Below are 25,666 nucleotides of genomic sequence, written 5' to 3' on the forward strand. Positions count from 1 at the left end.
GCTTCCCCCTTGCTTGTCAGCCGCCCACCAGGCGTTTCCTACAACAAGAGAGAGTCACCAGGGAGTTAGTGAGATGTCTGATCGCGAGACCGGTACCGTCAAGTGGTTCAACGATGCAAAGGGCTTCGGCTTCATCAGCCGTGAAAACGGCGAAGACGTGTTCGTGCACTTCCGTGCCATCCAGACCCAGGGCTTCAAGAGCCTGAAGGAAGGCCAGAAGGTCACCTTCACCGTCGTGCAGGGCCAGAAGGGCCTGCAGGCCGACGCCGTTCAGCCGACCTGATCGCGCTGCATACCGTCAAATGAAAAGGCCCGCGCAAGCGGGCCTTTTCTTTGCCATCGGCCCGATGCAGGTCAGCGCAGGATGACCTTGCCGTTGACCACGCGCACGTAGGTGTTCTCGCGGATGCCGCCGAGGTCGCGCTGGTTGACCACGATGGTGCGGCCATCGTCCATGCGCACGCTGATGTCGTAGGTGTCGCTGGTCACGTTCTTCTGGATCTGGTTGCCGGCCAGTGCGCCACCGACCGCGCCTGCGGCGGCGGCGATGTTCTTGTTGCCACGGCTGCCGCCGGTGTGGTCGGAGATCTCGTGGCCGGCCACGGCGCCGACGATGCCGCCCAGGATCGCGCCGGTCGCGCTGGGCGCGGTACGGCCGGACTGCACGGTGTTGATGCGGGTCACGATGCCGCAGTCGGCGCAGCGGCCCTGGTTGTAGCCACCATTGTTGCCGTAGCCGCCATTGTTGTAGCCGTTGTTGTAACCACCACCGCCGTAGCCGGGCGAGGTGGCACAGCCAGCCAGGGCAAGGGTAGCGATGGCGCTGGCGGCGATGAGCTGGATCTTCATGGGGCGTCTCCTGGCCGTGAAGGCGGGTGTCTGGGGTGGTACTGCGTCATGCAGCAGGGTGGACGAATCGTCCCCTTTTGAACGTGAACAAGGCGCCAACCGCGCAGGCCTTGTCCGGCTGCAGGATGAATGCGGCTCAGCGGAAGTCCTGGTGGCAGGCGCGGCAGTCGGCCTGCACCGTTTCCACCACCCGGGCCAGGGCCGTGCAGTCGCTGGGCGGCGCAGCCAGAGCGGCGTTGAGGTTGCCGCGAAGCTGGCTGGCATGTTGCTGGAACTGCGCGCTGTCCTTCAGCCCGGGAAAGGCCAGGTCCAGGTCGTTGGACAGCAGGCGCATCGCCTGCAACCGCGGCACGCTGTCGGCCAGGCTGCAGCGGTTCTGCTGCTGGGCCTGCTGCAGCAGCTGTGATTGCCGTTGCATCACCTGCATCAGGCTGTCCGGGAACGGATCGCGGCGGGCCTGCAGGGCGCGGCCGACCATCACCGTGGCGATCAGGCCGATCAACAGGCCCAGGCCGAGCACGAACAGATAGCGGTAGGCGGTGGACGGGCGGCGGGGCGGGCTGGCGTTCATGGCGGGCTCTCCGGACGTGCAACGGTGGGTTCGATGCCGGCGCGCTGCAGGCGCTGGCGCCTGCACGTTAAAATAGCCGGATGAACGAACAGGTCAAACAACGCTTCGCCGGCATCGAACGGCTGTATGGCGTGGGCGCACTCGAGCGCCTGCAGAGCAGCCGCGTGGCGGTGGTGGGCATGGGTGGCGTTGGCTCGTGGGTGGTGGAGGCATTGGCCCGTTCGGCGGTCGGTCACCTGACCCTGATCGATGCCGATGACATCTGCGTGTCCAACACCAACCGGCAACTGCCGGCGATGGAAGGCAACTACGGCCGCAACAAAGCCGAGGCGATGGCCGAACGCTGCCGCGCGATCAACCCGGACATCGCGGTCGATGCCGTACAGGCGTTCCTGACGGTGTCGAACATGGCCGAACTGCTGGACCGTGGCTTTGATCTGGTGATCGATGCCTGCGACAGCTTCCGGGTCAAGGTCGAGACGATTGCCTGGTGCCGCCGCCGCAAGCTGCCGCTGCTGACCGTGGGTGCCGCCGGTGGCCGCACCGATCCCACCCTGGTGCGCATCCGCGATGTCTCGCGCACCGAGCACGACGCCATGCTGGCGTTGATCCGCAAGAAGCTGCGCAGCGAGTTCAACTTTCCGAAGAATGCCAAGCGCTACTTCGGCGTGCCGGCGGTGTATTCGCTGGAGAATGTGAAGTACCCGCAGGCCGATGGCAGCGTCTGTGGCATCCGCCCGAACCTGGGCGCTGATGCGGCATTGAAGCTGGACTGCGGTGCGGGCCTGGGTGCGGCGACCCACATCACCGGTGCGTTCGCGTTCGCGGCGGTCGGCAAGGCGCTGGAAATGCTGCTGGAGCCGAAGAAGGTGAAGGCCGAAGTGGTCGAGGATCACGCTGACGCGTGATGGTAGTGCCGGCCGCTGGCCGGCAACTCCGGAATGATTGAATCAGCGCAGATGCCGGCCAGCGGCCGGCACCTACCGTTGCATAGCGGGCAGCGCGAACAGCCGCCGCGCGTTCTCCGTCGTGGCCTGGGCCACCGCGTCCAGCTCCATCCCGCGTAGCGCCGCCACGTGGCGGGCGATGATCGCCAGCCGGGCCGGTTCGTTGCGCTGGCCGCGGATGCCGGCGTCAGGCTGGTCCGGAGCGTCGGTCTCCAGCAGCAGCTGTTCCAGCGGCATCTCGCGCACCAGCCGCTGCAGGCGTTGCGCGCGTTCGTAGGTCAACGGGCCGCCGAGCCCGAGCAGGAAGCCCTGCCTGTGCAGTTGCGCTGCCTGTTCTGGACTGCCGGAAAAGCTGTGCACCACGCCGCGCAGGCCGCCGACGCGACGGATCGCGGCGATCACCGCATCCACCGCGCGCCGTGCATGCACGATCACCGGCAGCTCGAACTCACGGGCCAGTTCCAGCTGACCGATGAAATATGCCTGTTGCGCCTCGGCATCCAGGCCTTCAACGAAAAAGTCCAGACCACATTCGCCGATCGCGCAGGGGCGTTCGCGTTCGATCCACTCGCGCAGCAGCGGCAGGTGTCCAGGCTGGTGCTCGGCCAGGAACATCGGATGCAGGCCGTAGGCTGGGTACAGCCCCGGCGCCTGCTGGCAGACCTCGCGCAGCTTCGGCCAGCTGGCTGCGGTCACCGCCGGCACCACCTGCTGGTGCACGCCAGCGGCCTGCGCACGCTCGACCACCGCGGCGCGGTCGCGGTCGAACTCGCTGGCGTCCAGATGGCAGTGGCTGTCGACCAGCAGGCTCAATGCTGCTCCAGCGGCGGAGGCGTGGTGGTGTTGCGGCGCTTCCAGTTGGCCAGCAGCAGGGTGCCGAAGCCGAGCACCAGCTCATCGACGAACGGAATCGGGTCCGGGATGAACAGGGTCAGCGCGAACAGGCCCGCGGTGAGCTTGAACAGGGTGGGGTAGCGCAGCCGGCGCGCCCATTGCAGTACCGGCAGCAGCATCGGGTTGGCCATGGCGGGGGTCCTCCTGGGGAATATGCAAACGCTACCACGGGCCCAGCATTTCCCGATGCTGAATGGGTTACGGGAATGAGCAGGAAATGTGGAGATTCCGTTCAGGCAGCGCATGCTGCAATCTGGTTCGAGAACGTTGCGGATGGTCCGCAAGGAGCAGGTCATGAAAAGCACAACTACAACTGTCCTGGTCGCAGCGGGCGCGCTGCTGGTCGGTGGCATCGCCACTGCCGCCTTCATGAAGAGTGGCGACAAATCGCCCGATTCCATCAGCGCCGGAACCCCCAATGGTGAATCGCGCCTGGTCGATGGCAACGCCACCGACGATGGCGCGCGTGGTGACACTCTCGACCCGACCGCACCGCGTGGGCTGGAATATGCCGATGTGCTGAAGGTCGACCCGATCACCGAGAAGCAGAAGGCCTACGCCACCGTGATCGGCACCGACGCGGTGCGTGAGACCTCCACCACCCAGACCCCGCATGAAGTCTGCCAGGACGTGACGGTGCAGGAGCGCCTGCCGGAACGTGACGGCAACGTCGGCGGTACCGTGGTCGGTGCTGTGGTGGGTGGCCTGCTGGGCAACCAGGTCGGCGGCGGCAATGGCAAGAAGGCCGCCACTGCGGCCGGCGCGGTGGCCGGTGGCTTCATCGGCAACCAGATCGACAAGCGCCATGTGGGTGGCCGCGTGGTCAACCGCACCGAGCGCCAGTGCCACACCGAGACCGCGACCTCCGAGTCGAGCCGCGTCACCGGCTACAACGTGACCTACCGCAACGAGGACGGCACCACCGGCACCATGCGCATGGCCAGCAAGCCGGGCAACCGCATTGCCATGGGTACCAACGACGTGGTGAAGGGGTACAACGTGACCTACCGCTATGACGGCGCCGAGAAGACGGTGCGCATGGACAACAAGCCGGCCAGCGATCGCCTGCCGGTGGTCGACGGCCAGCTGGTCACGCAGACCGCTGCTGCCGGTGCCACGGCGGCCAGCACGCGCCAGTAATCCAGACGCAGCATGCAGTGCCTGACGGGCCGGCTTATGCCGGCCCGTTTCGTTGCAGCCGGCGAAATTCATCCGCGCGGGGCGCGAATCCACCATCATGGACGCTTCCTTCGACATGGAGCCGGCATGAGCATCTTCGACCTGCGCATCGAAACCGAGCGCCTGATCCTGCGCCCGCTGCTGCGCGAGGACTACGAACCGTATCTGGCGTTCTGCGCCGATGAGGAAACGATGCGCACCCTCGGTGGCGTGCAGCCGCCTTCGGTGGCCTGGCGTGGCTTCTGCAGCCTGGCTGGCGCTTGGCAGCTGTTTGGCTTCTCGATGTTCAGCGTGATCGAGAAATCCAGCGGTGACTGGATCGGGCGGATGGGGCCCTGGCAACCGCAGGACTGGCCCGGTACCGAGGTCGGCTGGGGCATCCGTCATGCCAGCTGGGGCCGGGGCTATGCGCCGGAAGCGGCGGTCGCAGCAATCGATTGGGCGTTCGACATGCTGGGCTGGGACGAAGTGATCCACACCATCGCCGAGAACAACGACAACTCGCGGGCGGTCGCGCGCAAGCTCGGCAGCACGCTGCTGCGGATGGGGGAACTGCCGCCGCCGTACAACGACAAGCCGATGCAGATCTGGGGCCAGTCGCGCGAGCAGTGGCGGCAGCGCGCGCGCTGAGCCTTGCCCGGTAGCGCCGGCCGTGGGGGGGGGCCCCCCGGGGGGGGGCGGGGCGCGCGGGGCGGGCCGGCGGCGGGGCGACCCCGGGGGGCCCGGTCGCGCGGGCCGCGGGCCGCAACCCGGGTGGCGGCCGATTCGCGCGATTGCCGGCCAGCGGTCGGCACTACCGGGTTGCCATGCTGCACCCGCGCTTGGCATTCATCGGCGCGCTTGCCAGACTGCACGCAGCTGGCCGCCGGCCGGATCCGATGGAGCAGGCGATGGTGGAAGAGCGCGTCCCGTTGACGGTGCATGGCATGTCGGTCTCGGGCAATTGCCACAAGGTGCGCCTGCTGCTGGAGCAGCTCGGCAGCCGCTACCGCTGGGTGGAGGTGGACAGCGCCCATGGCCAGACCCACACCCCCGAATTCCTGGCGTTGAATCCGAATGCCAAGGTGCCGCTGATCGTCCGCGACGATGGCCGCGTGCTGACCGAATCCAACGCGATCCTGTTCTGGCTGGCCGAGGGCACGCCGTACCTGCCCACCGATGGCTGGGAGCGCGCGCAGGCGTTGAGCTGGATGTTCTTCGAGCAGTACACGCACGAGCCGTGCGTGGCGGTGGCGCGCTTCATCCGTGGCTGGACCCCCGCTGATTCACCGCGCCGCGCCGAACTGCCGCGCCTGCACGAGCGCGCCGCCACCGCGCTGGCGGTGATGGAGCAGCACCTGCGCCAGGCGCAATGGTTCACCGGCAACGGATATGGCGTCGCCGATATCGCGCTGTTCGCCTACACCGACGTGGCGGCAGAGGGCGGTATCAGCCTGGAGCCATTCCCGGAATTGCGTGGCTGGCTGCAGCGCGTGCGTGAACAACCGCGTTTCCTGCCGATGCCGGCGGTGACCGCCGAGGTGCGCGCTCGCTTCGAGGCTGCGTGACTCTCACCAGGGTGACCCCCACAGGGTAGCGTCTGGCCAGCGCCGGGCGGAATGCAACAACGACACGGAGGGTGTTCGATGTTCGCTGTGGTTCCAGATCCGATTCCCGCACGCATGCGCGTGCTCAACCGCGCCGAAGTGTGCGACGTCAACTTCCTCGATGCGGTGCGTGGCTGGCGCGGCACCCCGCGTCCGCGCCCGGCACCGGATGCGCCGATCCTGCCGGGCAGCACGCTCACTGCCGCCGCGTTTGGCGAGCTGTTCGATTCGCAGCTGGCCAGCCGCCAGCTGGACCTGATGGCACGCGTGCTGCGCGTGCAGAACAAGGTCTTCTACACCATCGGTTCCTCCGGCCACGAAGGCAACGCGCTGTTGGCGCGGGCCTGCCGGCATACCGATCCAGCCTTCCTGCACTATCGCTCCGGTGCCTTCATGGCCGAGCGTTCGCGCCAGCTGCCGGGCATCGATCCGCTGCGCGATGCCGCACTGTCTTTCGCCGCCAGCGCCGATGACCCGGCCAGCGGGGGCCGCCACAAGGTGTGGGGCAGCAAACCGTTGTGGGTGCTGCCGCAGACCTCGACCATCGCGTCGCACCTGCCGAAAGCGCTGGGCACCGCGCTGGCCATCGAGAGCGGCAAGCGCCTGGGGCAGCCGTTGCCGATCCCGGCCGACAGCATCGTGCTGTGCTCGTTCGGCGACGCCTCGGCCAACCATGCCACCGCGCAGACCGCGTTCAACACCGCGATGTGGTCGGCCTACCAGAAGCTGCCGGCGCCGATCCTGTTCGTCTGCGAGGACAACGGGCTGGGCATTTCAGTGAAGACGCCGGAAGGCTGGATTGCCGAGCGCTTCAGCCGCCAGCCGGGGCTCGACTATTTCTTCGCTGATGGTCTCGACCTGGCCACCGGGCACGCCCAGGTGCAGGCGGCGGTGGAGCACTGCCGGCGCACGCGGCGGCCCACCTTCCTGCATCTGCGCACCACCCGCCTGATGGGCCACGCCGGCACCGATTTCGAGGTGGAATGGCGCGCGCTGCCGGAGCTGTGCGCGGCCGAGGCGCAGGATCCGCTGCTGCGCTCGGCGCAGATCGCGATGGAGTCGGGCTGGATGGATGCGGCTGCCATCGAAGTGGCCTACGAGACGATGCGCGCGCGCTGCATGGCCGCGGCGGCGGATGCCGAAGGCCGCCCGACGCTGCAGTCACTGCAGGAGGTGATGGCGCCGCTGGCGCCGTACACGCCGGCGGCGGTGCAGGCCGAAGCGCGGCGCGAGGTGCCCGCCGATGCGCGCGAAGCGCTGTATGGCGGTGCGGAGGCCCTGCCCGAGCGGCAGCCACCACGGCACCTCGCCATCCAGATCAACCACGGCCTGCAGGAGCTGCTGGCCAAGTATCCGCAGAGCCTGCTGTTCGGTGAGGATGTGGCGCAGAAGGGCGGTGTCTACACCGTCACCAAGGATCTGCTGCGCCGCTTCGGCCCGCGCCGGGTGTTCAACACCCTGCTGGACGAGACCATGATCCTGGGCATGGCGCAGGGCCTGGCCAACATGGGCATGCTGCCGATTCCGGAGATCCAGTATCTGGCCTACCTGCACAACGCCATCGACCAGGTGCGCGGTGAAGCGTGTTCGCTGCAGTTCTTCTCCAATGACCAGTACCGCAACCCGATGCTGGTGCGGGTGGCCGGGCTGGGCTACCAGAAAGGCTTCGGTGGCCACTTCCACAACGACAATTCGATCACCGCGCTGCGCGACATTCCCGGCCTGGTGGTCGGTTGCCCGTCGCGCGGCGACGATGCGGTGATGATGCTGCGCACGTTGGCCGCGCTGGCGCGGGTGGACGGGCGGGTGGCGGTGTTCCTGGAGCCGATCGCGCTGTACATGAGCAAGGACCTGCATGCGCCGGGCGATGGCCAGTGGCTGTTCGACTACCCCGCCCAGGGCCAGGCGCTGGTACCGGGCGAGGGCCGGGTCTATGCGCCGGAGGCGGGCGACCTGGTGGTCTACACCTATGGCAACGGCGTGCCGATGGCGCTGCGCGCGGCGCGGGCGATCGAGCAGCAGTTGGGCTGGCAGGTGCGGGTGGTCGACCTGCGCTGGCTGGTGCCGCTGGATGCCGGTTTCATCGCCGCGCAAGCCGCCAGCGCCCGGCGCGTGCTGGTTCTGGATGAGGGCCGCCACAGTGGCGGGGTGGGCGAGGGCGTGGTCACCGCCCTGGTCGAGGCCGGTTTCGGCCACCTGCCATTGCGCCGGGTCTGCGGTGCCGATACCTATACGCCGCTGGCGGGGGCAGCAATGTTCGGGCTTCCAAGCGACAATGCGGTGATTGGCGCCGCCCTTGAACTGGCGCAGGAACCTTGATGCATGTGTGGATTGGCGGGAATGTTGTTGCCGGCGCCGGTGGCGTCGGCCGAGGTGCTGCAGGCGCAGGTCCTGGCCATGGGCGAGGCGCTGCACCACCGCGGGCCAGATGATGGCGGCAGCTGGGTCGATGCCGGGGCCGGCATCGCGCTGGCGCACCGTCGGCTGAGCATTCTCGACCTGTCGCCGCTGGGCCACCAGCCGATGGCCTCGTCCGATGGTCGCTACGTGATGGCTTACAACGGAGAGGTCTACAACTTCGCCGCCCTGCGTGCCGAACTGGAGCCGCTGGGGCATGTTTTCCGTGGCCACTCCGACACCGAGGTGCTGCTGGCAGCGATCCTGCAGTGGGGCATGGAAGACACCCTGCAGCGCTGCAACGGCATGTTCGCCATTGCGCTGTGGGACCGCCAGGAGCAGTGCCTGTGGCTGGCCCGCGACCGTGTCGGCAAGAAGCCGCTGTACTACGGCTGGGCCGGCGACACGCTGGTGTTCGGTTCGGAACTGAAGGCGCTGTGGCAGCACCCGGCCTTCGACAACGACATCGACCGTGACGCCCTGACGCTGCTGCTGCGGCTGGATTACATTCCGGCGCCGCACAGCATCCACCAGCGCTGCTACAAATTGATGCCGGGCCGCGTGCTGCGCCTGGATGCGGAAGCCGTGGCGGCGGGTGCGGCAGCGCACCGGCCGGAACAGGCGCAGCGCCCGTACTGGGATGCGCGTGCGCGCATGCAGGCGGCGCTGGCTGCGCCGTTCCAGGGCCGCATCGAGGAAGCCGAGGAGCAGCTGGACGGGCTGCTGCGTGACGCGGTGGCGCTACGCATGGTGGCCGACGTGCCGGTGGGCGTGTTCCTGTCCGGCGGCACCGATTCGTCGCTGGTGGCCGCGCTGATGCAGGCACAAAGTGGCCAGCCGGTGCACAGCTTCAGTATCGGGTTCACCGGTTCGGGCCACGACGAGGCGCCGCTGGCCAAGGAACTGGCCGCGCATCTGGGCTGCGACCACACTGAACTCTACGTCAGCGGTGCCGATGCGTTGGCGGTGGTGCCGCAGTTGCCGGCGATGTTCGACGAACCCTTCGCCGATGCCTCGCAGGTGCCGACCGCGCTGGTCGCCCGCCTGGCGCGGCAGGGCGTGACCGTGGCGCTGTCCGGCGATGGTGGCGACGAGCTGTTCTTCGGCTATACCCGCTATGTACGCGCGCTGCGCAACTGGCAGATGCTGGGCCGTGTGCCGGGGCCGCTGCGGCGCTGGATGGGCGCGCGCTCCCAGCAGCAGGGCGAGGCCTCGCGTACCGGCGGCCTGGCCGCGCTGCTGGCAGAATCCGGCGCGCGTGGCATCGGTGACGTGTACCGCAACCGCATCTCGCGCTGGCGCGACCCGGCGGCGGCAGTGCCCGGGGCGCAGGCCGCGGGCAGCTTCTACGACCTGGCCGACCCGTTGCACGGTGCCGGCACACCGGCCGATGCGATGATGCTGGCCGATTACGTGACCTACCTGCCGGATGACCTGCTGTGCAAGGTCGACCGCACCTCGATGGCGGTCAGCCTGGAAGCCCGCGCACCGCTGTTGGATTCTCGCGTGGCCGAGTTCGCCTGGTCGCTGCCGCTGGGCTTCAAGCGCAGTGAAACCACCAGCAAGGTGCTGCTCAAGCGCGTGCTGGGCCGTTATGTGCCGCAGTCGATGGTGTACCGGCCCAAGCGTGGCTTCGGTGCGCCGGTCAGTGACTGGCTGAAGGGCGACCTGCGGCCGTGGGCCGAAGACCTGCTGCAGCCCGCGCGGCTGGAGCAGGAGGGCGTGCTGTCGGCGGCCGCGGTACAGCCGCTGTGGCAGCAGTTCCTCGGCGGCCAACGCAAGTGGCATACCCATCTGTGGAACGTGCTGATGTTCCAGGCCTGGCAGGCGCATTGGCGGCAGGTGCGCGCGGGCGTGACCGGCGGCTGATCTTCACCGGCATGCAAGGGCCCGGCGACTAGGCTGGGCCTCCCGCACCGTGAGGAGTATGTCCCGATGTCCGTCCCCACCATCGCCGTGTTCATCGGCAGCCTGCGCAAGGATTCCTGCAACCGCAAACTGGCCCATGCGCTGGAGAAGATTGCCGGCGACCGTGCGCGCTTCCAGTACGTGCAGATCGGTGATCTGCCGCTGTACGACCAGGACTTCGATGGCCACTATCCGGCGCAGGGTACCCGGCTGAAGGACCAGGTCCGTGCCGCCGATGCGGTGCTGTTCGTGACCCCGGAATACAACCGGTCGGTGCCGGGCGTGCTGAAGAACGCCATCGATATCGGCTCGCGCCCGTACGGTGACAGCGCGTTTGCCGGCAAACCGGCGGCGGTGATCGGCGCCTCCATCGGCCAGATCGGCACCGCCGTGGCCCAGCAGCACCTGCGCAACAGCCTGGCCTTCCTGGACATGCACGTGCTCGGCCAGCCCGAGGCGTTCATTCATTTCAAGGACGGCCTGATCGATGCCGATGGCACGGTCCACAATGAAGGCACGCAGAAATTCCTGCAGGGCTACGTGGACCGGTTCCTGGCGCTGATCGCGGTTCACGTCAAGGGCGATTGACGCCAGCGGTTGCCAGCCCCATCTGCGATAATGTCCGCTCGGGTGCCGCAATGGCGCCCGTCGCAGGCAGTGCGACGCCCCCACGCCAGTCTGGCCAGGCACCGGCGGATATCCCCCGTTTCTCCACGGCTTATCCACAGGCTTGTCCATGGCCGCCGGGGTCGGCGCATGCCTACACTCGTCCGGCCCACTTTCGCAGGAAACACCGCAGCATGTCCGCTCGCCCCGGCTTCCGTTCCAACCGCAGAGAGCGCGGTGATGGCTTCGATCGCGATCGCGATCGCGACGAGTCGCGCATCGACCAGTTGCGGGTACCGCCTCATTCGGTGGAAGCCGAGCAGGCGGTGCTGGGTGGCCTGATGCTGGCCCCTGAGGCCTATGACCGGGTCAATGACCAGCTGACCGAAGGCGATTTCTACCGCCGCGACCACCAGATGATCTATCGCGCGATCCGTGAGCTGTCCGAGCGCGAGCGGCCGTTCGATGCGGTGACCCTGGGCGAGTGGTTCGAATCGCAGGGCAAGATGGAACTGGTGGGCGATGGTGCCTATCTGATCGAACTGGCCAGTACCACCCCGTCGGCGGCCAACATCGTGGCCTACGCCGAGATCGTGCGTGACAAGGCGGTGCTGCGGCAGCTGATCCAGGTGGGTACCGACATCGTCAACGACGGTTTCCAGCCCGAGGGACGCGAGAGCAGCGAGCTGCTGGCCTCGGCGGAAAAGAGCGTGTTCGCCATCGCCGAACAGGGCGCACGCGGCCGTACCGATTTCGTGGCGATGCCCGGTGCATTGAAGGATGCCTTCGAAGAGCTGCGCAGCCGCTTCGAGAACGGCGGCAACATCACCGGCCTGCCGACCGGCTACAACGATTTTGATGCGATGACCTCCGGCCTGCAGCCGACCGACCTGATCATCCTTGCCGCGCGCCCGGCCATGGGCAAGACCACCTTCGCACTGAACATCGCCGAGTACGCGGCGATCAAGTCGAAGAAGGGCGTGGCGGTGTTCTCGATGGAAATGTCGGCATCGCAGCTGGCGATGCGCCTGATTTCCTCCAACGGCCGCATCAACGCACAGCGCCTGCGTACCGGCCAGCTGGAAGACGAGGACTGGAGCCGCGTCACCAGCGCGATCAAGATGCTGAAGGAAACCAAGATCTTCATCGACGACACGCCTGGCGTGTCGCCGGAAGTGCTGCGTTCCAAGTGCCGCCGCCTCAAGCGCGAGCATGATCTGGGCCTGGTGGTGATCGACTACCTGCAGCTGATGAGCGTGCCGGGCAACAGCGAAAACCGCGCGACCGAAATCTCGGAGATCTCGCGTTCGCTGAAGGGCCTGGCCAAAGAACTGCACGTGCCGGTGATCGCGCTGTCGCAGCTCAACCGCTCGCTGGAAACGCGTACCGACAAGCGCCCGGTGATGGCCGATCTTCGCGAATCGGGCGCAATCGAGCAGGATGCGGACATGATCGTCTTCATCTACCGCGACGATTACTACAACAAGGAAAATTCGCCGGACAAGGGCCTGGCCGAGATCATCATCGGCAAGCACCGTGGCGGCCCGACCGGGTCGTGCAAGCTGAAGTTCTTCGGCGAGTACACCCGCTTCGACAACCTGGCCCACGACTCGGTCGGTTCATTCGAATAGCCGTAGTGCCGGCCGCTGGCCGGCAACCACCCCACGGCCGGCAAACCATTCGAAACGCCGAACGTCCGTATGTGGCGTGTAAATGACATGTAACGCGACGCTTCTACGATTCCGCCGCTGCTGCCCTTCGACGCCGCCCTTCGGCGTCCAGCGTGCCCAAGGAATCCGCCCCCATGCCGTCCCACGCTCCGCTTCGCCGCAATCTGCTGGCCCTGCTGGTCTGTGCTTCGCTGCCGTCGCTGGCTGCCGCTGAAACCGCCCCCGCCACCGACGCGCAGTCGGCCACCACCCTCGATTCGGTCTCGGTGATCGGCCGCGGTGAAGCGCGCCAGGTGCAGCGCGTGACCGCCGAGGACATGAAGGTGCTGCCGCCGGGTGCCAATCCGCTGAAGCTGCTTGCAACCAAGCCGGGCGTGCATTTCGAATCGGCCGATGCCACCGGCGCCTACGAATGGTCCACCACCATCAGCCTGCGTGGCTTCAACCAGAACCGCCTGGGCTACACCCTTGATGGCATCCCGCTGGGCAACATGGCCTATGGCAACAGCAACGGCCTGCACATCAGCCGCGCGGTGATCAGCGAGAACCTGGGCGGTGCGGAGGTCTCCACCGGCATCGGCGCACTGGGTACACCGTCCACCAGCAACCTCGGCGGCGTGTTCCAGTTCTATTCGATCGATCCGTCCACCGAGTATGGGGTCGTGCTGGCACAGAGCTTTGGTAGTGACAGCGCACGCCGCAGCTATGCACGCCTCGATACCGGCGAGCACCAGGGCTTTGCCGCCTACCTGTCCGGCGTGTATTCGGAAGGTGACAAGTGGAAGGGCAAGGGCTCACAGGAGCTGAAGCAGTTCAACGGCAAGGCCACCTACAACTTCGGAACGGACAGCAGGATCACCGCGCTGTTCAACGCCTCGCGCCGGGTCGAGGCCGATTACCAGGATCTGTCGCTGGAAATGATCGATCGCCTCGGCTGGGACTGGGACAACTACGCGCCGGACTGGGATCGCGCCGTCGCCGCTGCACGCGGCAGATTCAGCGGCGGCGTCAACAGCCCGTGGGATGCGTACTACTCTGGTCACGGCCTGCGCAATGATGACCTGTCCAGCATTGCCGGCGATTTCGGCCTGAACGAGTCGATGCGCTTGAAGGTCAACGTCTACAACCACAGCAACCGTGGCCAGGGACATTGGTTCAGCCCGTCCAATCCGTCGAACCCGGGCACCAGCCGCGAGATCCCGATCTCGATCCGCACCACCGAGTACGCGATCGACCGTACCGGCGTGACCTCGGCGTTCACCTGGAACGTCGGTGGCCACGAACTGGAAGCGGGCCTCTGGTACGAGGACAACGGCCACAGCGTGCAGCGCAACTTCTACTACATCGACGGCCCGATCACCGACGACTTCTTCCTGCGCAACCCGGACCAGCGCGTGTGGCACCAGCGCTACACCACCATCACCCGCCAGTTCTACGTGCAGGACCGCTTCCGCCTGTTCGATGATCGCCTGACCATCGACATCGGTGCGAAGTCGCCGCACACCCGTACCAGCGTGCGCACCCCGCTGGGCAGCTACGCCAACAACAGCAGCCTGACCTCGAAGAAGGGCCTGCTGCCGCAGGCCGGCTTCAACTTCAAGCTCAACGAAGGCAACGAGATCTTCGGTTCGTTCGCCAAAAACGTCGCCGCCTATGCGCTGGGCGTGGGCAGCCCGTTCAATGTGCCGCAGGCCGCCTTCGATGCCAGCGCGAAGAACCTGAAGCCGGAACAGTCGCGCACCATCGAGCTGGGTTGGCGTGGCTACGGCCGCGGCTATGAAGCCTCGGTGGCGGTGTACGACGTCAAGTTCGACAACCGTCTGCTGGCCATCGCGCAGTGCGTGGGCATCCTCGGTTGCCCGGCACTGTTCTCCAACGTCGGTTCGGTGACCAGCCGCGGCGCCGAGGCGACCCTGCAGCTGAAGCCGATGCAGGACCTGACCTGGTCCAATGCGCTGTCCTGGAATGACAGCACCTACGACAACGACTACGTGAACAACGGCGTGGTGCCGACCCGCGGCAAGACGACCGTCGACACCCCGGAATGGATGTTCGCCAGCACCCTGGCGTGGACCCCGGGCCCGTGGGACCTGCGCCTGGCCGCCAACCATGTCGGCAAGCGCTATGTGACCTATACCAACGATGTGTCGGTGCCGAGCTACTGGCTGGTCAACGCCTCGGCGGCCTATGACTTCGGCAAGCTCGGCCCGGCGCAGAACCTGACCGTAGCGCTGAACCTGACCAACCTGACCGACAAGCGCTACCTGTCCTCGATCAACACCAACGGTACCTACGCCGCTGACCCGACCCGCAGCCTGGCGACCATGCAGGTCGGCGCGCCGCGCCAGGTGATGGCCACCGCTACCGTGCGCTTCTGATGCGCGGGCCTGTCGATCCGGAAAGCCGTCGTCGCCTGCTGCGCATGGCGTGGCAGGGCACGGGGGCGGCGATCGCGCTGGCGGCGATGCCGGGGTTGGCCACGGCCGGCCCACGGCCGCGGCTGGGGCGCGATCCGTTCACCCTCGGTGTCGGCGCCGGTGATCCGGATCCACAGGGGGCCGTATTGTGGACGCGGCTGGCACCGGACCCGCTCAATGGCGGCGGCATGCCGTCGCGGGCGGTGCCGGTGCGCTGGTTCGTGGCCGAGGACCCGGGCATGCGCCGGCTGGTGCAGCGGGGGACTGCGGCCGCGGTGCCCGAGCTGGCGCATTCGGTGCACGTGGAGGTCAACGGCCTGCGCCCAGGCCGCGACTACTACTACCGTTTCGCCTGCGACGGCGATGAGGAAAGCGCGGTCGGCCACTTCCGCACCGCGCCGCCGTTGGACACGCAACTGCAGCAGCTTCGGTTGGCCCTGTGCACCTGCCAGGCCTGGAACAGCGGCTACTACCCGGTCCTGCGCGATATCGCGCAGAGCGATGTCGACCTGGTGCTGCATGCCGGGGACTACCTGTACGAATACAGCCCACTGCAGAACGCGCGTGGTCGTGCGCTGGATGCGCAACGCTTCAGTGGCGAGACCGTCAGCCTGGAGCGCTACCGTGACCAGTACGCGCTGTACAAGCTCGATCCGGATCTGCAGGCCGCGCATGCTGCACACGCGTTCGCGGTGATCTGGGATGACCATGAAGTACAGAATGATTACTCCGGCATCCACCCGGAAAAACCCGGCGTATCAACGGAGGACTTCATCATCCGCCGCGCCGCCGCCTACCGCGCGTTCTACGAGCATCTGCCGATGCGCAGCACACCTGCGGGCAACGGCGGCCTGCGCGTGCATCGGCGCCTGCGCTACGGCGATCTGGCACAGCTGACCCTGCTTGATTGCCGCCAGTTCCGCCCGGCCAATCCCTGTGGTGTGGGCGAGTCGCCACGCTGTGATGCTGCACTGGACCCGCGGATGAGCATGCTCGGCACGGGCCAGGAGGCGTGGTTCGCGCAGTCGATGGCGGCCGCGCAGGGCACGCGCTGGAACGTGGTGGTACAGCAGTTGCTGATGGCGCAGCTGCGGCTGGACGGTGGCACGCCACGCGAGCGCTTCTGGAATGACGCCTGGGATGGCTATCCCGCCGCACGTAACCGGCTGCTGCAGGCGCTGCAGGCAGGCGGGCAGGGCAATGCCATCGTGCTGGGCGGCGACTGGCATTCCACCTTCGTCAACGACCTGAAGCTGGATTTCGACGCGGCCAGTGCGCCGGTCGTAGCCACCGAATTCATCGCTCCGGCGATCAGCAGTGGCGGCGACGACACGCCATACGGGCCGTACTACGGGCCGTCGATTCCGCAGAACCCGCATATCCGCTATTTCGACGGTGACCGCCGTGGCTGGTGGAAGCTGCAGCTGAACCGGCAGACCGTGGATGCGGAACTGCGCTTCGCCGACAGTGTGCTACGTGCGGACGCTGCGGTGCGCACCGCGGCGCGTTTCCAGGTGACCCACGGCCGTCCGGGCGCGGTCCCGGTGTAAATCCCTGCGGATGTGCCGGCCGCTGGCCGGCAACCTCCTGAATCTCCGGTTTCCCCGCAATCGGTTTCATCGCCCCCAGCCCCGGTTTCGTCGCAAACCGTTTGCGGGTGGCCAGGGCGGGGCGCCAAGGTGTCCGCAGGCGGCAGGGTGCCGCCCCAAGGAGACCGTGATGAAGACCCTGTTCGCGCTCGGTGTGTGGTGCCTGCTGTTCGTGCTGTGCTGGCCGCTGGCGATCCTCGCCCTGATCGCCTGGCCGTTCGTGTGGCTGCTGAGCCTGCCGTTCCGCCTGGTCGGCATCACCTTCTCGGCCCTGTTCGCGTTCCTGCGCGCGCTGTTCATGCTGCCGGCGCGCCTGCTCGGTGGCCGAGCGGTGGCTGCATGAGGACGGTGCTGCTGGTGGCGCTGGCATTGCTCGCGGGGCCGGCACTGGCCACACCTCCAGCGCCACCCTCGGTGTGGCTGGAACGCCAGCAGACTGCTGCGGCTGACGAGGCGAATGCAGCGGCGGCCAAGGCGGTCAAACCCAAGGAGCACTGCCGGGTAGTGAAGGAATGGAAGGCGGGTGAAACCGTGGTCCAGCACCGGATCTGTGATGATCCGCCGAAGAAGCCGGCTGGAAAGGTGTAGCGCCGAGCCGATGCTCGGCTCTTTTCCCGGGATAGCCGAGCGTGGGCTCGGCTCTACATCATCAGCGCAATCAAAAAACCCCGCCGAGGCGGGGTTTTTTGTCTGCGGGCGCGTGCCGACCAACGGTCGGCACCTACCCGGATGCAGATCAGTTCGCCTTGTGGATGGCGCGCTTGCTGACCGCCATCGCTGCGTCGTGGATCACTTCCGACAGCGACGGGTGGGCGTGGCAGATGCGGGCCAGGTCATCGGCCGAGCCGCTGAACTCCATGGTCAGCACGCCTTCGTGCACCAGCTCGGAGACGTTGGCGCCGACCAGGTGCATGCCGAGGATGCGGTCGGTTTCGGCATGGGCCAGGATCTTCACGAAGCCTGCCGGCTCGATCATCGCCACGGCACGACCGTTGGCGGCGAACGGGAAGCTGCCAGCCTTGTACGGAATGCCTTCGGCCTTCAGCTGGGCTTCGGTCTTGCCGACCCAGGCCAGTTCCGGCTCGGTGTAGATGACCCACGGGATGGTGTCGAAGTTGACGTGGCCCGGCAGGCCGGCGATCAGCTCAGCCACCGCGATGCCTTCCTCGAAGCCCTTGTGCGCCAGCATCGGGCCGCGCACGCAGTCGCCGACCGCCCACACGCCGTTGACGCCGGTGTGGCAGTGCGCGTCGACTTCGATCTGGCCGCGCTCGTTGATCTTGACGCCGGTGCCTTCGGCCAGCAGGCCCTTGGTGGCGGCGCGACGGCCAACGGCCACCAGCAGCTTGTCCACGGTCAGGGTCTTTTCGCCTTCGCTGTCGGTGTAGGTGACAACGACTTCCTTCTTCTTGCCCTTGCCGGTGATCTCGGTCTTGGAGACCTTGGCGCCGAGGCGGATGTCCAGGCCCTGCTTCTTGAATTCCTTGGCAGCGGTCTTGGCCACTTCGGCGTCGGCCACGGCCAGGAACTCCGGCAGTGCTTCCAGGATGGTGACTTCAGCGCCCAGGCGCTTCCACACGCTGCCCAGTTCCAGGCCGATCACGCCGGCGCCGATCACGGCCAGGCGGTTCGGCACTTCGGTGAAGTCCAGGCCGCCGACGTTGTCGACGATGGTCTCGCCGTCGAACTTGGCGAACGGCAGTTCGATCGAATCCGAACCGGCCGCGATGATGACGTTGGTGCCCTTCAGCTCGACGATGGAACCGTCATGCTGGGTGACCTTGACCACGTTGCCCGGCTGCAGTTCGCCGAAGCCGTAGTAGGCGGCGACCTTGTTGGCCTTGAACAGCATGCCGATGCCGCCGGTGAACTGCTTGACGATCTTGTCCTTGCGGCCAACCATCGCTTCGACGTCGATCTTGGCATCCTTGAAGCTGATGCCGTGGTCGCCAAAGATGTGGCCCATGTTCCAGAACTGGCGCGAGGAATCCAGCAGCGCCTTGGACGGGATGCAGCCCACGCGCAGGCAGGTGCCGCCCAGCGCCGGCTTGCCGTCCTTGCCCAGCGCTGCGTCGATGCAGGCGGTCTTCAGGCCCAGCTGGGCCGCGCGGATGGCAGCGTGGTAACCGGCCGGGCCGGCACCGATGACGACGACGTCGAATTGTTCAGCCATTGAATTATTCCTTGATGCATTACCAGAACCCCTCCGCGCGGGCGCGGAGGGGCGGGAGGTGTCTTACAGGCCGAACAGCATGCGGCCCGGGTTTTCCAGCTGGTTCTTGATGTCCACCAGGAACTGCACCGAGTCCTTGCCGTCGATGATGCGGTGGTCGTACGACAGCGCCAGGTACATCATCGGCGCGATCACGACCTGGCCGTTCTGGGCGATCGGACGCTCCTTGATGGCATGCATGCCCAGGATGGCGCTCTGCGGCGGGTTGATGATCGGGGTCGACAGCAGCGAACCGAAGGTGCCGCCGTTGGTCACGGTGAAGGTGCCGCCCTGTAGTTCTTCCAGGCTCAGCTTGCCATCACGGGCCTTCTTGGCGTAGTCGGCGATGGTCTTCTCGATGTCGGCGAACGACATGCGCTCGACGTTGCGCAGCACCGGCGTGACCAGGCCCTTCTCGGTCGAGACGGCGATCGAGATGTCCGAGTAGCCGTGGTAGATGATGTCGTCGCCGTCGATCGAGGCGTTGACCAGCGGGAAGCGCTGCAGGGCATTGGCAGCGGCCTTCACGAAGAAGCTCATGAAGCCCAGCTTGATGCCGTGTGCCTTGACGAACTCGTCCTGCAGTTCCTTGCGCGCAGCCGAGACCTTGGACAGGTCGACTTCGTTGAAGGTGGTCAGCATGGCGGTGGAGTTCTTCGACTCCATCAGGCGCTCGGCGATGCGCTTGCGGATGCGGGTCATCGGCACGCGCTCTTCCGGACGTGCGCCACCGGCCTTGCCGGCGCCGCCGTTGCGGGCGAAGTTGACGATGTCTTCCTTGGTCACCGCGCCGCGACGGCCGGTGCCGTCGACGTCGGCCGGGTTCACGCCTTCGGTGATGGCGGTGAAGCGGGCGCCCGGCGGCAGGGTGTCGGCGGCCGACTTGGCAGCCGGGGCCGGAGCGGCGGCAGCGGCCGGCGCAGCGGCGGCCGGAGCGGCCTCGGCCTTCTTCTCTTCAGCGGCCGGAGCCGGGGCAGCAGCGACGGCGCCTTCCTCGATGATCGCCACGACCTGGCTGGAGGTCACGGTCGAGCCTTCGGCGTACTTGATTTCCTTGAGCACGCCGTCGACCGGCGACGGCACTTCCAGGACGACCTTGTCGGTTTCCAGGTCAAGCAGGTTTTCGTCGCGCTTGACGGCGTCGCCCACCTTCTTGTGCCAGGTGGCGATGGTGCCGTCGGCGACGGATTCGGGCAGTACCGGGGCTTTGACTTCGGTGGCCATTGCGGGAGCTTCCTGGTTTGTCTTCTAAATAGGGGGAGGATTATTCAGCGAACGTGTCGTTGAACGGGTTGACCAGTGCATCGGCGACCAGCTGCTGCTGTTCGCGGACGTGGTCAGCCATGTGACCGGCAGCCGGCGAAGCCGAACGTGCGCGACCGGCGTAGTGCAGGTTCTGGCCATCGGCCAGGCAGAACTGCAGGTGGTGGCGGATCTGGTACCACGCACCCTGGTTCTGCGGTTCTTCCTGCGTCCACACCACGTCGGTGGCCTTGCCGTACTTCTTCAGTTCGGCAGCCAGCAGCGCACGCGGGAACGGGTACAGCTGCTCCACGCGGATGATCGCCACGTCGTCCTGGCCACGCTTGGTCTGGTCTTCCAGCAGGTCGTAGTAGACCTTGCCCGAGCACAGCACCACGCGCTTGACCTTCTTGGCGTCCGCGTTGGCGTCGCCGATCAGGTGCTGGAACTCGCCGTTGGCCAGTTCGTCCAGGGTCGACACGGCCAGCTTGTGGCGCAGCAGCGACTTCGGCGACATCACCACCAGCGGCTTGCGGGTGGTCAGGTGCTGCTGGCGACGCAGCATGTGGAAGGCCTGCGCCGGGGTCGACGGCACCACCACCAGCATGTTCTCCAGTGCGCACAGCTGCAGGAAGCGCTCCAGGCGCGCCGAGCTGTGTTCCGGGCCCTGTCCTTCATAGCCATGCGGCAGCAGCAGGGTCAGGCCGGAGATGCGGCCCCACTTGGCTTCACCGGCGGCGATGAACTGGTCGATGACGACCTGGGCACCGTTGGCGAAGTCGCCGAACTGGCCTTCCCAGATGCACAGCGTGTTCGGATCGGTGGTGGAGAAGCCGTACTCGTAGGCCATCACCGCTTCTTCGCTCAGCAGCGAATCGATGACGGTGGCCTTCTCCGGCGAATCCACCAGCTGCCGCAGCGGCATGTAGTAGTTGTCGGTCTTCTGGTCGTGCAGGATCGCGTGGCGGTGCGTGAACGTACCGCGACCCACGTCCTGGCCGACCAGGCGCAGGGCACTGCCTTCGTCGAGCAGGGTGGCGTAGGCCAGGTTTTCGGCAAAGCCCCAGTCGCCCGGGATCTCGCCAGCGGCCATCTTGCGGCGGTCGTCGTAGACCTTGGCCACGCGCGAGTGCAGCTGCACTTCGTCCGGAATGGTGTTGATCAGCTTGGCCAGCTCGACCAGCTTGTTCTTCTCGACCTTGGTCGAGATCGGGTCGGACAGCTTGCCTTCCAGCAGCTTCGGCCAATCGACGAACAGCGGGCTGGTCGGCGGGGTCTTCTCGACCTTGGCCAGCTCGGTGGTCACTTCACCGGCATCCAGCTTCTCGCGGTAGGCATCGACCATCGCCTTGCCGGCACCGGCGGCGATCACGCCCGCCTTTTCCAGCTGCTCGGCGTACATCTCGCGGGTGGTGGCGTGCTTGCGGATCACCTGGTACATCAGCGGCTGGGTGATCGCCGGCTCGTCGGCCTCGTTGTGGCCCCAGCGGCGGTAGCACATCAGGTCGATGACCACGTCCTTGGCGAACTTCTGGCGGAACTCGAAGGCCAGCTGCGCGGCGAACACAACGGCTTCCGGATCATCGCCGTTCACGTGCAGCACCGGGGCGGCGATCATCTTCGCCACGTCGGTGGCATAGCGCGTGGAACGCGTGTCGAGCGGGTTGGAGGTGGTGAAGCCGACCTGGTTGTTGACCACGATGTGCACGGTGCCGCCGACGGCGAAGCCGCGGGCCTGCGACATCTGGAACAGTTCCATGACCACGCCCTGGCCGGAGAAGGCCGCGTCGCCGTGGATCAGGATGGGCATGACCTGCTTGCGCGCGGTGTCCTTGCGGCGCTCCTGGCGCGAACGCACGGAACCGGCCACGACCGGGTCAGCGATTTCCAGGTGCGACGGGTTGAACGCCAGCGCCAGGTGCACCGGGCCGCCATCGGTGGCGACGTCGGCGGAGAAGCCCATGTGGTACTTCACGTCACCGGCCGAGGCGTGCTCGTCGTGCTCGAACTTGCCTTCGAATTCGTCGAACAGCTTGCGCGGGTTCTTGCCCAGGGTGTTGACCAGCACGTTCAGGCGGCCGCGGTGGGCCATGCCGATCACCACGTCCTTGACGCCATCCTTGCCGGCGCTGCGGATGATGGTGTCCATCATCGGGATCAGCGAGTCGCCGCCTTCCAGCGAGAAGCGCTTCTGGCCGACGTACTTGGTGTGCAGGTAGCGCTCCAGGCCTTCAGCCGCGGTCAGGCGCTCCAGAGTGCGGCGCTGGGTATCAGCGTCCAGCTGGTAGTTGCCACCGGCCAGTTCCAGCTTCTTGTAGATCCACTGGCGCTGCTCGACCTCGGAGATGTGCATGAACTCCGCACCGATCGAGCCGGTGTAGGTCGCCTTCAGGCGTGCCAGCAGGTCGCGCAGCTTCATGCGCGGCTGGCCACCGACGCCGCCGGTGCTGAACTCGCTGTTGAGGTCGCCATCGGACAGGCTGTGGAACGGCAGGCCCAGGTCCGGGGTGTTGACCGGTGCGGCCAGGCCCAGCGGATCGAGGCGGGCGTCCAGGTGGCCGCGCGAACGGTAGGCGGTGATCAGACGACCGACATTGCGCTCGCGCTCGTCGCCTGCACCGTTACCGGTACCGGCCTTCAGCGCATCCTTGGCCGCGTCCGCAATGTGGGAGATGACGGCCGAGTGCGGAATGTCACCTGCTTCACGGCCCTTGAAGCCGTCGAAGTAGGTTTTCCATTTGGGATCGACACTATCCGGGGAGACCAGGTACTGCTCGTACAGGTCCTCGACATAGGAGGCGTTGCCGCCGGCGAGTTGCGAAGATTGCGCAAACTGCTTCAGTTGATTGTCCACGATGGAGGGTGTTGATTCGCTTTGTGGGGTATGGCTTCAGAAGGACCCGGCAGGAAGATGAATAGCCCTGCGCGGGCGCGTTCAAACAGCCAAATTGTACCCCCAACCGGACACGAAGGGGCAGCACCAGAGGTATCGCGCGTCCCCCGGTGCCGGTTCCAGACAGGTTGAGTCAGCCCGCTCCGCTCAGATGCCGAGCGCGCGCAGTTCGCTGCAATCACGCGAACGGTCCCAGACGCGCTGCAATTGCTGCTCGAACGGCTGCGAACGTGCCGGCAGCGCGATGCCGGCTTCGCCGTCGAGGCGATGGCCGATCAGACGAAAGTAGAAGTCGCCCGCATCGTTGAGCAGACAGGCCGAGGCCAGTGCACGGTCGACCGGGTCGGTGACCTCGCGGAACTGGATCACGCTGGGCAGGCGCTGGGCCAGCGCCAGCAGCGGCGCCCCGCTAGAGGCGATCGCGGCGGCGTCGTGCACGATCACCCGCAGCTGCTTGTCGTGGCGGGCGGTGACGAAGCGGCGCAGGGCGGCCTGTACCGGGGGCGCGTCGAGCAGTCCGGGGTCCAGCTGGCGGCTGTGCAGCCACAGCTGGCGACGGGCGCGGTGGATGATGGCCGTGGTGATGGCCACCGCCTCGGCGCGGCTGTCGATGGCGCTGGCCGCGCCCAGCCGGCGGCGCATCTGCTGGTGGCCGATGCCGGCCTCCTCGAACACCTCGCCTTCGGGCAGGAAACCCTGGCGGGCATAGAAGTCACGGGCGGGCAGCTGGGCGTGCAGATGCAGCTCGGCCAGGCCGAGCCGGCGCCCGGCCTCCACCAGTGCTTCCAGCAGGGCCCCGCCGACCCCGCGGCTGCGATGGCTGGCCAGCACCGCCATGCGGCCGATGCGGCCATCCGGGGCCAGCCGGCCCGTGCCGACCGGCTGGTTGTCACTGTCCAGCGCCAGCACATGGGCACTGACCGGGTCCAGCGCATCGCGTTCCAGCTCGGCGGCGATGCCCTGTTCCTGCACGAACACGCGTTGGCGCACCTCGTGGATGGCAACGTGGGCATCGGCGTGGCTGACCTGCTGGACCCGGATCATGGCGATGGCTCAGGCCCGGCCGGCGCTGTCGTCTTCCTCGTCGTCCTCGAAGTTGACGATGACCTCGATACCGTCGTCGTGCACGGTCACGGAGTGGACATCGTCGGACACCGCGTCGGCGTCGATCGCATCCACGCGGTCGCGACCTTCGACGACCTCGCCGAGCACCACGGCATCCTCGCCGTCTTCCTCGTCTTCGGCCTCGTATACCTCATTCGGGTCGATCAGCTGGAACACCCCGCCGACCAGCAGCTGCTGGACTACGGCACGGCCCTTGTCGGACAGGCCGCGATAAGCGGCGGCGTCCAGCTGTTCGGTGCCAGCCAGGCGCTGCGCGTCCTTCACCGGCAGCGCGAAGTCCTGGCCGCTGACATACAGGCTGGCGCCACGCTTGGCCCGGCGCCAGGCCAGCCGGGCCCACGGGTGGCGCTGCAGCAGCAGGCCCGAGGCCAGGGCTTCGACCACTTCCTCCGCAGCCGGTGCGGCCTGGTGGGCCATCACTTCGCCGGCCGCGCGGTAGGTGGTGATGAAGCGGCCGAACCAGTCGCCCAGCTTGTCCGGGTCGTTCATGCGGATGGCGTTGAGCGCGGTGATCACCCGCGCCATCGCCACCGTGTCGATTTCGTTCGGGTCGGCCGGCACCTTCAGGTCGGCATCCTGGTAGCGGATGTTCTCGTCGGCATCGGCGATCAGGGTGTCCAGGTAGTCGCTGATCAGCTCGGCCGAAGACGGCGCGCGCATGCCGAACGAGAAGGTCAGGCAGGGATCTTCGGCGACGCCGTGGTGCGGCACGTTCGGCGGCAGGTACAGCATGTCGCCCGGCGCCAGCACCCAGTCGTGGGTCGGCTTGAACACCTTCAGCAGCTTCAGCTCCACGTCGGGGCGGAAGCCCAGCGGCGGCTGCTTGCCCTTGATCGATTCGCTGGCATCGATCTGCCAGCGGCGATGGCCATGGGCCTGCAGCAGGAACACGTCGTACTGGTCGACGTGGGCGCCGACCGAGCCGCCGGTGGCGGCGAAGCTGATCATCACGTCATCCATGCGCCAACGCGGCAGGAAGCTGAAGTGCTCGATCAGGGCGCGTACGTCCGGGTCCCACTTGTCCACGTCCTGTACCAGCAGGGTCCAGTCGTGGTCGGGCAGGGCGGGGAACACGTCTTCCTGGAATGGACCGGTGCGCACGCGCCAGCCGTCCTGGGTCTTGTCGTGCTCGATCAGGCGTGCCAGCACGCCTTCCTCGCAGGCCAGCCCGGCCAGGTCTTCCGGCTGCACCGGGGTCTGGAAGTTGGGGAAGGCGTTGCGGATCAGCAGCGGGCGTTTCTGCCAGAAGTCGCGCAGGAAGGTGGCCGGCGCCATGCCCAGCGGCTGGCCGGGGCGGGCGGTGACTTCGATGAGGGGGGCGGAGGACTTGCGGGCGGCCATGGGGGAGTTCCTTGCAGCGGAAAGCGGGAGGGGCGGCGCGGCGGGCCGCCTGAGATCTCCATTGTCCGCCGTTCGTGGGGATTGCGCACGTGCGCGGGTTTGTCGCGGGGTGTCCGGCCAACGGCGGAGCCCCTCGTGGCGGGGTCTGGGTTGGTCGCTGAAAGCAAAAGCCGCGCTTGGCCGGGCGGGTGGGCTGCGCGGGGGACGCTGCAAGTACGTCCCTGTAAGCTTGGCCGCCGC

22 protein-coding genes are annotated in these 25,666 nt (G+C 67.0%); 13 read left to right on the top strand and 9 right to left on the bottom strand.

All coding sequences use genetic code 11. The features are described 5' to 3' along the window. Positions 1-73 precede the first annotated feature (73 nt). Positions 74-283: a cold-shock protein gene (locus V3B48_RS08330; RefSeq protein WP_005410290.1), complete on the top strand. Its 210-nt coding sequence runs from the start codon at positions 74-76 to the stop codon at positions 281-283. Positions 284-354: 71 nt separating this feature from the next. On the opposite strand, the gene V3B48_RS08335 is transcribed toward V3B48_RS08330, so the two are convergent. Next, the gene (locus V3B48_RS08335; RefSeq protein ID WP_010486804.1) at positions 355-849 is read right to left on the bottom strand and encodes a glycine zipper 2TM domain-containing protein; all 495 of its coding nucleotides are present in this window, start codon (positions 847-849) and stop codon (positions 355-357) included. A gap of 136 nt (positions 850-985) precedes the next feature. Then, positions 986-1,420, bottom strand: coding sequence for a cytochrome c (locus V3B48_RS08340; RefSeq protein ID WP_049398757.1), 435 nt, complete (start codon positions 1,418-1,420; stop codon positions 986-988). A gap of 80 nt (positions 1,421-1,500) precedes the next feature. Here V3B48_RS08340 and V3B48_RS08345 point away from each other — a divergent pair, with 80 nt between their 5' ends. Beyond that, positions 1,501-2,328, top strand: coding sequence for a tRNA threonylcarbamoyladenosine dehydratase (locus tag V3B48_RS08345; protein WP_049460567.1), 828 nt, complete (start codon positions 1,501-1,503; stop codon positions 2,326-2,328). A gap of 72 nt (positions 2,329-2,400) precedes the next feature. Here the strand turns inward: V3B48_RS08345 and V3B48_RS08350 are convergent, their stop codons facing one another. Both V3B48_RS08350 and V3B48_RS08355 read right to left on the bottom strand, forming a co-directional pair. Beyond that, positions 2,401-3,180: a TatD family hydrolase gene (locus V3B48_RS08350; protein WP_049420901.1), complete on the bottom strand. Its 780-nt coding sequence runs from the start codon at positions 3,178-3,180 to the stop codon at positions 2,401-2,403. Then, positions 3,177-3,392, bottom strand: a complete 216-nt coding sequence (locus tag V3B48_RS08355) for a DUF6116 family protein (protein ID WP_049398753.1) — start codon at positions 3,390-3,392, stop codon at positions 3,177-3,179. Before V3B48_RS08355 ends, V3B48_RS08350 begins: the two co-directional genes overlap by 4 nt. 163 nt (positions 3,393-3,555) lie before the next feature. Here V3B48_RS08355 and V3B48_RS08360 point away from each other — a divergent pair, with 163 nt between their 5' ends. From V3B48_RS08360 to V3B48_RS08410, 11 genes are all read left to right on the top strand, one after another. Beyond that, positions 3,556-4,401, top strand: a complete 846-nt coding sequence (locus tag V3B48_RS08360) for a glycine zipper 2TM domain-containing protein (RefSeq protein ID WP_032129667.1) — start codon at positions 3,556-3,558, stop codon at positions 4,399-4,401. Positions 4,402-4,527: 126 nt separating this feature from the next. Next, on the top strand, positions 4,528-5,070 hold the full coding sequence (locus tag V3B48_RS08365; protein ID WP_049398752.1) for a GNAT family N-acetyltransferase: 543 nt from the start codon (positions 4,528-4,530) through the stop codon (positions 5,068-5,070). Positions 5,071-5,330: 260 nt separating this feature from the next. Then, the gene (locus V3B48_RS08370) at positions 5,331-5,987 is read left to right on the top strand and encodes a glutathione S-transferase family protein (RefSeq protein ID WP_329893519.1); all 657 of its coding nucleotides are present in this window, start codon (positions 5,331-5,333) and stop codon (positions 5,985-5,987) included. A 78-nt stretch (positions 5,988-6,065) separates the two neighbouring features. Beyond that, complete coding sequence (locus V3B48_RS08375) at positions 6,066-8,345, top strand: thiamine pyrophosphate-dependent enzyme (protein ID WP_329893512.1); 2,280 nt, start codon at positions 6,066-6,068, stop codon at positions 8,343-8,345. A 3-nt stretch (positions 8,346-8,348) separates the two neighbouring features. Beyond that, on the top strand, positions 8,349-10,292 hold the full coding sequence (gene asnB / locus V3B48_RS08380) for an asparagine synthase (glutamine-hydrolyzing) (RefSeq protein ID WP_329893513.1): 1,944 nt from the start codon (positions 8,349-8,351) through the stop codon (positions 10,290-10,292). 66 nt (positions 10,293-10,358) lie between these two features. Beyond that, on the top strand, positions 10,359-10,919 hold the full coding sequence (locus V3B48_RS08385) for an NAD(P)H-dependent oxidoreductase (RefSeq protein WP_197617120.1): 561 nt from the start codon (positions 10,359-10,361) through the stop codon (positions 10,917-10,919). Positions 10,920-11,131: 212 nt separating this feature from the next. Further along, on the top strand, positions 11,132-12,568 hold the full coding sequence (locus V3B48_RS08390; protein WP_032129633.1) for a replicative DNA helicase: 1,437 nt from the start codon (positions 11,132-11,134) through the stop codon (positions 12,566-12,568). 173 nt (positions 12,569-12,741) lie between these two features. Beyond that, positions 12,742-14,985, top strand: coding sequence for a TonB-dependent receptor (locus V3B48_RS08395; protein WP_329893514.1), 2,244 nt, complete (start codon positions 12,742-12,744; stop codon positions 14,983-14,985). Beyond that, positions 14,985-16,574 carry an alkaline phosphatase D family protein gene (locus V3B48_RS08400; protein WP_329893515.1) on the top strand — a complete coding sequence of 530 codons (1,590 nt, stop codon included), beginning with the start codon at positions 14,985-14,987 and terminating at the stop codon, positions 16,572-16,574. Before V3B48_RS08395 ends, V3B48_RS08400 begins: the two co-directional genes overlap by 1 nt. Positions 16,575-16,743: 169 nt before the next feature. Next, entirely contained in the window at positions 16,744-16,956 is a 213-nt protein-coding gene (locus tag V3B48_RS08405) for a hypothetical protein (protein WP_010486834.1), read from the top strand. Continuing rightward, the gene (locus V3B48_RS08410) at positions 16,953-17,201 is read left to right on the top strand and encodes a hypothetical protein (RefSeq protein WP_329893516.1); all 249 of its coding nucleotides are present in this window, start codon (positions 16,953-16,955) and stop codon (positions 17,199-17,201) included. The genes V3B48_RS08405 and V3B48_RS08410 overlap by 4 nt, the downstream gene beginning before the upstream one ends. A 148-nt stretch (positions 17,202-17,349) precedes the next feature. On the opposite strand, the gene lpdA is transcribed toward V3B48_RS08410, so the two are convergent. The 5 genes from lpdA to V3B48_RS08435 form a co-directional block, all read right to left on the bottom strand. Further along, entirely contained in the window at positions 17,350-18,786 is a 1,437-nt protein-coding gene (lpdA, locus tag V3B48_RS08415) for a dihydrolipoyl dehydrogenase (RefSeq protein ID WP_008264626.1), read from the bottom strand. A 63-nt stretch (positions 18,787-18,849) separates the two neighbouring features. Then, positions 18,850-20,049: a dihydrolipoyllysine-residue succinyltransferase gene (gene sucB, locus V3B48_RS08420; RefSeq protein ID WP_189720887.1), complete on the bottom strand. Its 1,200-nt coding sequence runs from the start codon at positions 20,047-20,049 to the stop codon at positions 18,850-18,852. A gap of 40 nt (positions 20,050-20,089) precedes the next feature. Further along, a complete protein-coding gene (locus V3B48_RS08425; protein ID WP_032129626.1) occupies positions 20,090-22,921 on the bottom strand; it encodes a 2-oxoglutarate dehydrogenase E1 component in 2,832 nt (943 codons plus the stop codon). A gap of 186 nt (positions 22,922-23,107) precedes the next feature. Further along, positions 23,108-24,004 carry a GNAT family N-acetyltransferase gene (locus V3B48_RS08430; RefSeq protein WP_329893517.1) on the bottom strand — a complete coding sequence of 299 codons (897 nt, stop codon included), beginning with the start codon at positions 24,002-24,004 and terminating at the stop codon, positions 23,108-23,110. A 9-nt stretch (positions 24,005-24,013) separates the two neighbouring features. Next, positions 24,014-25,426, bottom strand: coding sequence for a cupin domain-containing protein (locus V3B48_RS08435; protein ID WP_329893518.1), 1,413 nt, complete (start codon positions 25,424-25,426; stop codon positions 24,014-24,016). Positions 25,427-25,666 lie beyond the last annotated feature (240 nt).

It is taken from the genome of Stenotrophomonas sp. SMYL20, assembly GCF_036320045.1.
Lineage (GTDB): Bacteria > Pseudomonadota > Gammaproteobacteria > Xanthomonadales > Xanthomonadaceae > Stenotrophomonas > Stenotrophomonas maltophilia_A.

Coding starts and splice junctions, on each gene's coding strand:
- V3B48_RS08330 (WP_005410290.1), top strand. CDS start 74: ATGTCTGATCGCGAGACCGGTACCGTCAAGTGGTTCAACGATGCAAAG.
- V3B48_RS08335 (WP_010486804.1), bottom strand. CDS start 849: ATGAAGATCCAGCTCATCGCCGCCAGCGCCATCGCTACCCTTGCCCTG.
- V3B48_RS08340 (WP_049398757.1), bottom strand. CDS start 1,420: ATGAACGCCAGCCCGCCCCGCCGCCCGTCCACCGCCTACCGCTATCTG.
- V3B48_RS08345 (WP_049460567.1), top strand. CDS start 1,501: ATGAACGAACAGGTCAAACAACGCTTCGCCGGCATCGAACGGCTGTAT.
- V3B48_RS08355 (WP_049398753.1), bottom strand. CDS start 3,392: ATGGCCAACCCGATGCTGCTGCCGGTACTGCAATGGGCGCGCCGGCTG.
- V3B48_RS08360 (WP_032129667.1), top strand. CDS start 3,556: ATGAAAAGCACAACTACAACTGTCCTGGTCGCAGCGGGCGCGCTGCTG.
- V3B48_RS08365 (WP_049398752.1), top strand. CDS start 4,528: ATGAGCATCTTCGACCTGCGCATCGAAACCGAGCGCCTGATCCTGCGC.
- V3B48_RS08370 (WP_329893519.1), top strand. CDS start 5,331: ATGGTGGAAGAGCGCGTCCCGTTGACGGTGCATGGCATGTCGGTCTCG.
- V3B48_RS08375 (WP_329893512.1), top strand. CDS start 6,066: ATGTTCGCTGTGGTTCCAGATCCGATTCCCGCACGCATGCGCGTGCTC.
- asnB (WP_329893513.1), top strand. CDS start 8,349: ATGTGTGGATTGGCGGGAATGTTGTTGCCGGCGCCGGTGGCGTCGGCC.
- V3B48_RS08385 (WP_197617120.1), top strand. CDS start 10,359: ATGTCCGTCCCCACCATCGCCGTGTTCATCGGCAGCCTGCGCAAGGAT.
- V3B48_RS08390 (WP_032129633.1), top strand. CDS start 11,132: ATGTCCGCTCGCCCCGGCTTCCGTTCCAACCGCAGAGAGCGCGGTGAT.
- V3B48_RS08395 (WP_329893514.1), top strand. CDS start 12,742: ATGCCGTCCCACGCTCCGCTTCGCCGCAATCTGCTGGCCCTGCTGGTC.
- V3B48_RS08400 (WP_329893515.1), top strand. CDS start 14,985: ATGCGCGGGCCTGTCGATCCGGAAAGCCGTCGTCGCCTGCTGCGCATG.
- V3B48_RS08405 (WP_010486834.1), top strand. CDS start 16,744: ATGAAGACCCTGTTCGCGCTCGGTGTGTGGTGCCTGCTGTTCGTGCTG.
- V3B48_RS08410 (WP_329893516.1), top strand. CDS start 16,953: ATGAGGACGGTGCTGCTGGTGGCGCTGGCATTGCTCGCGGGGCCGGCA.
- lpdA (WP_008264626.1), bottom strand. CDS start 18,786: ATGGCTGAACAATTCGACGTCGTCGTCATCGGTGCCGGCCCGGCCGGT.
- sucB (WP_189720887.1), bottom strand. CDS start 20,049: ATGGCCACCGAAGTCAAAGCCCCGGTACTGCCCGAATCCGTCGCCGAC.
- V3B48_RS08430 (WP_329893517.1), bottom strand. CDS start 24,004: ATGATCCGGGTCCAGCAGGTCAGCCACGCCGATGCCCACGTTGCCATC.
- V3B48_RS08435 (WP_329893518.1), bottom strand. CDS start 25,426: ATGGCCGCCCGCAAGTCCTCCGCCCCCCTCATCGAAGTCACCGCCCGC.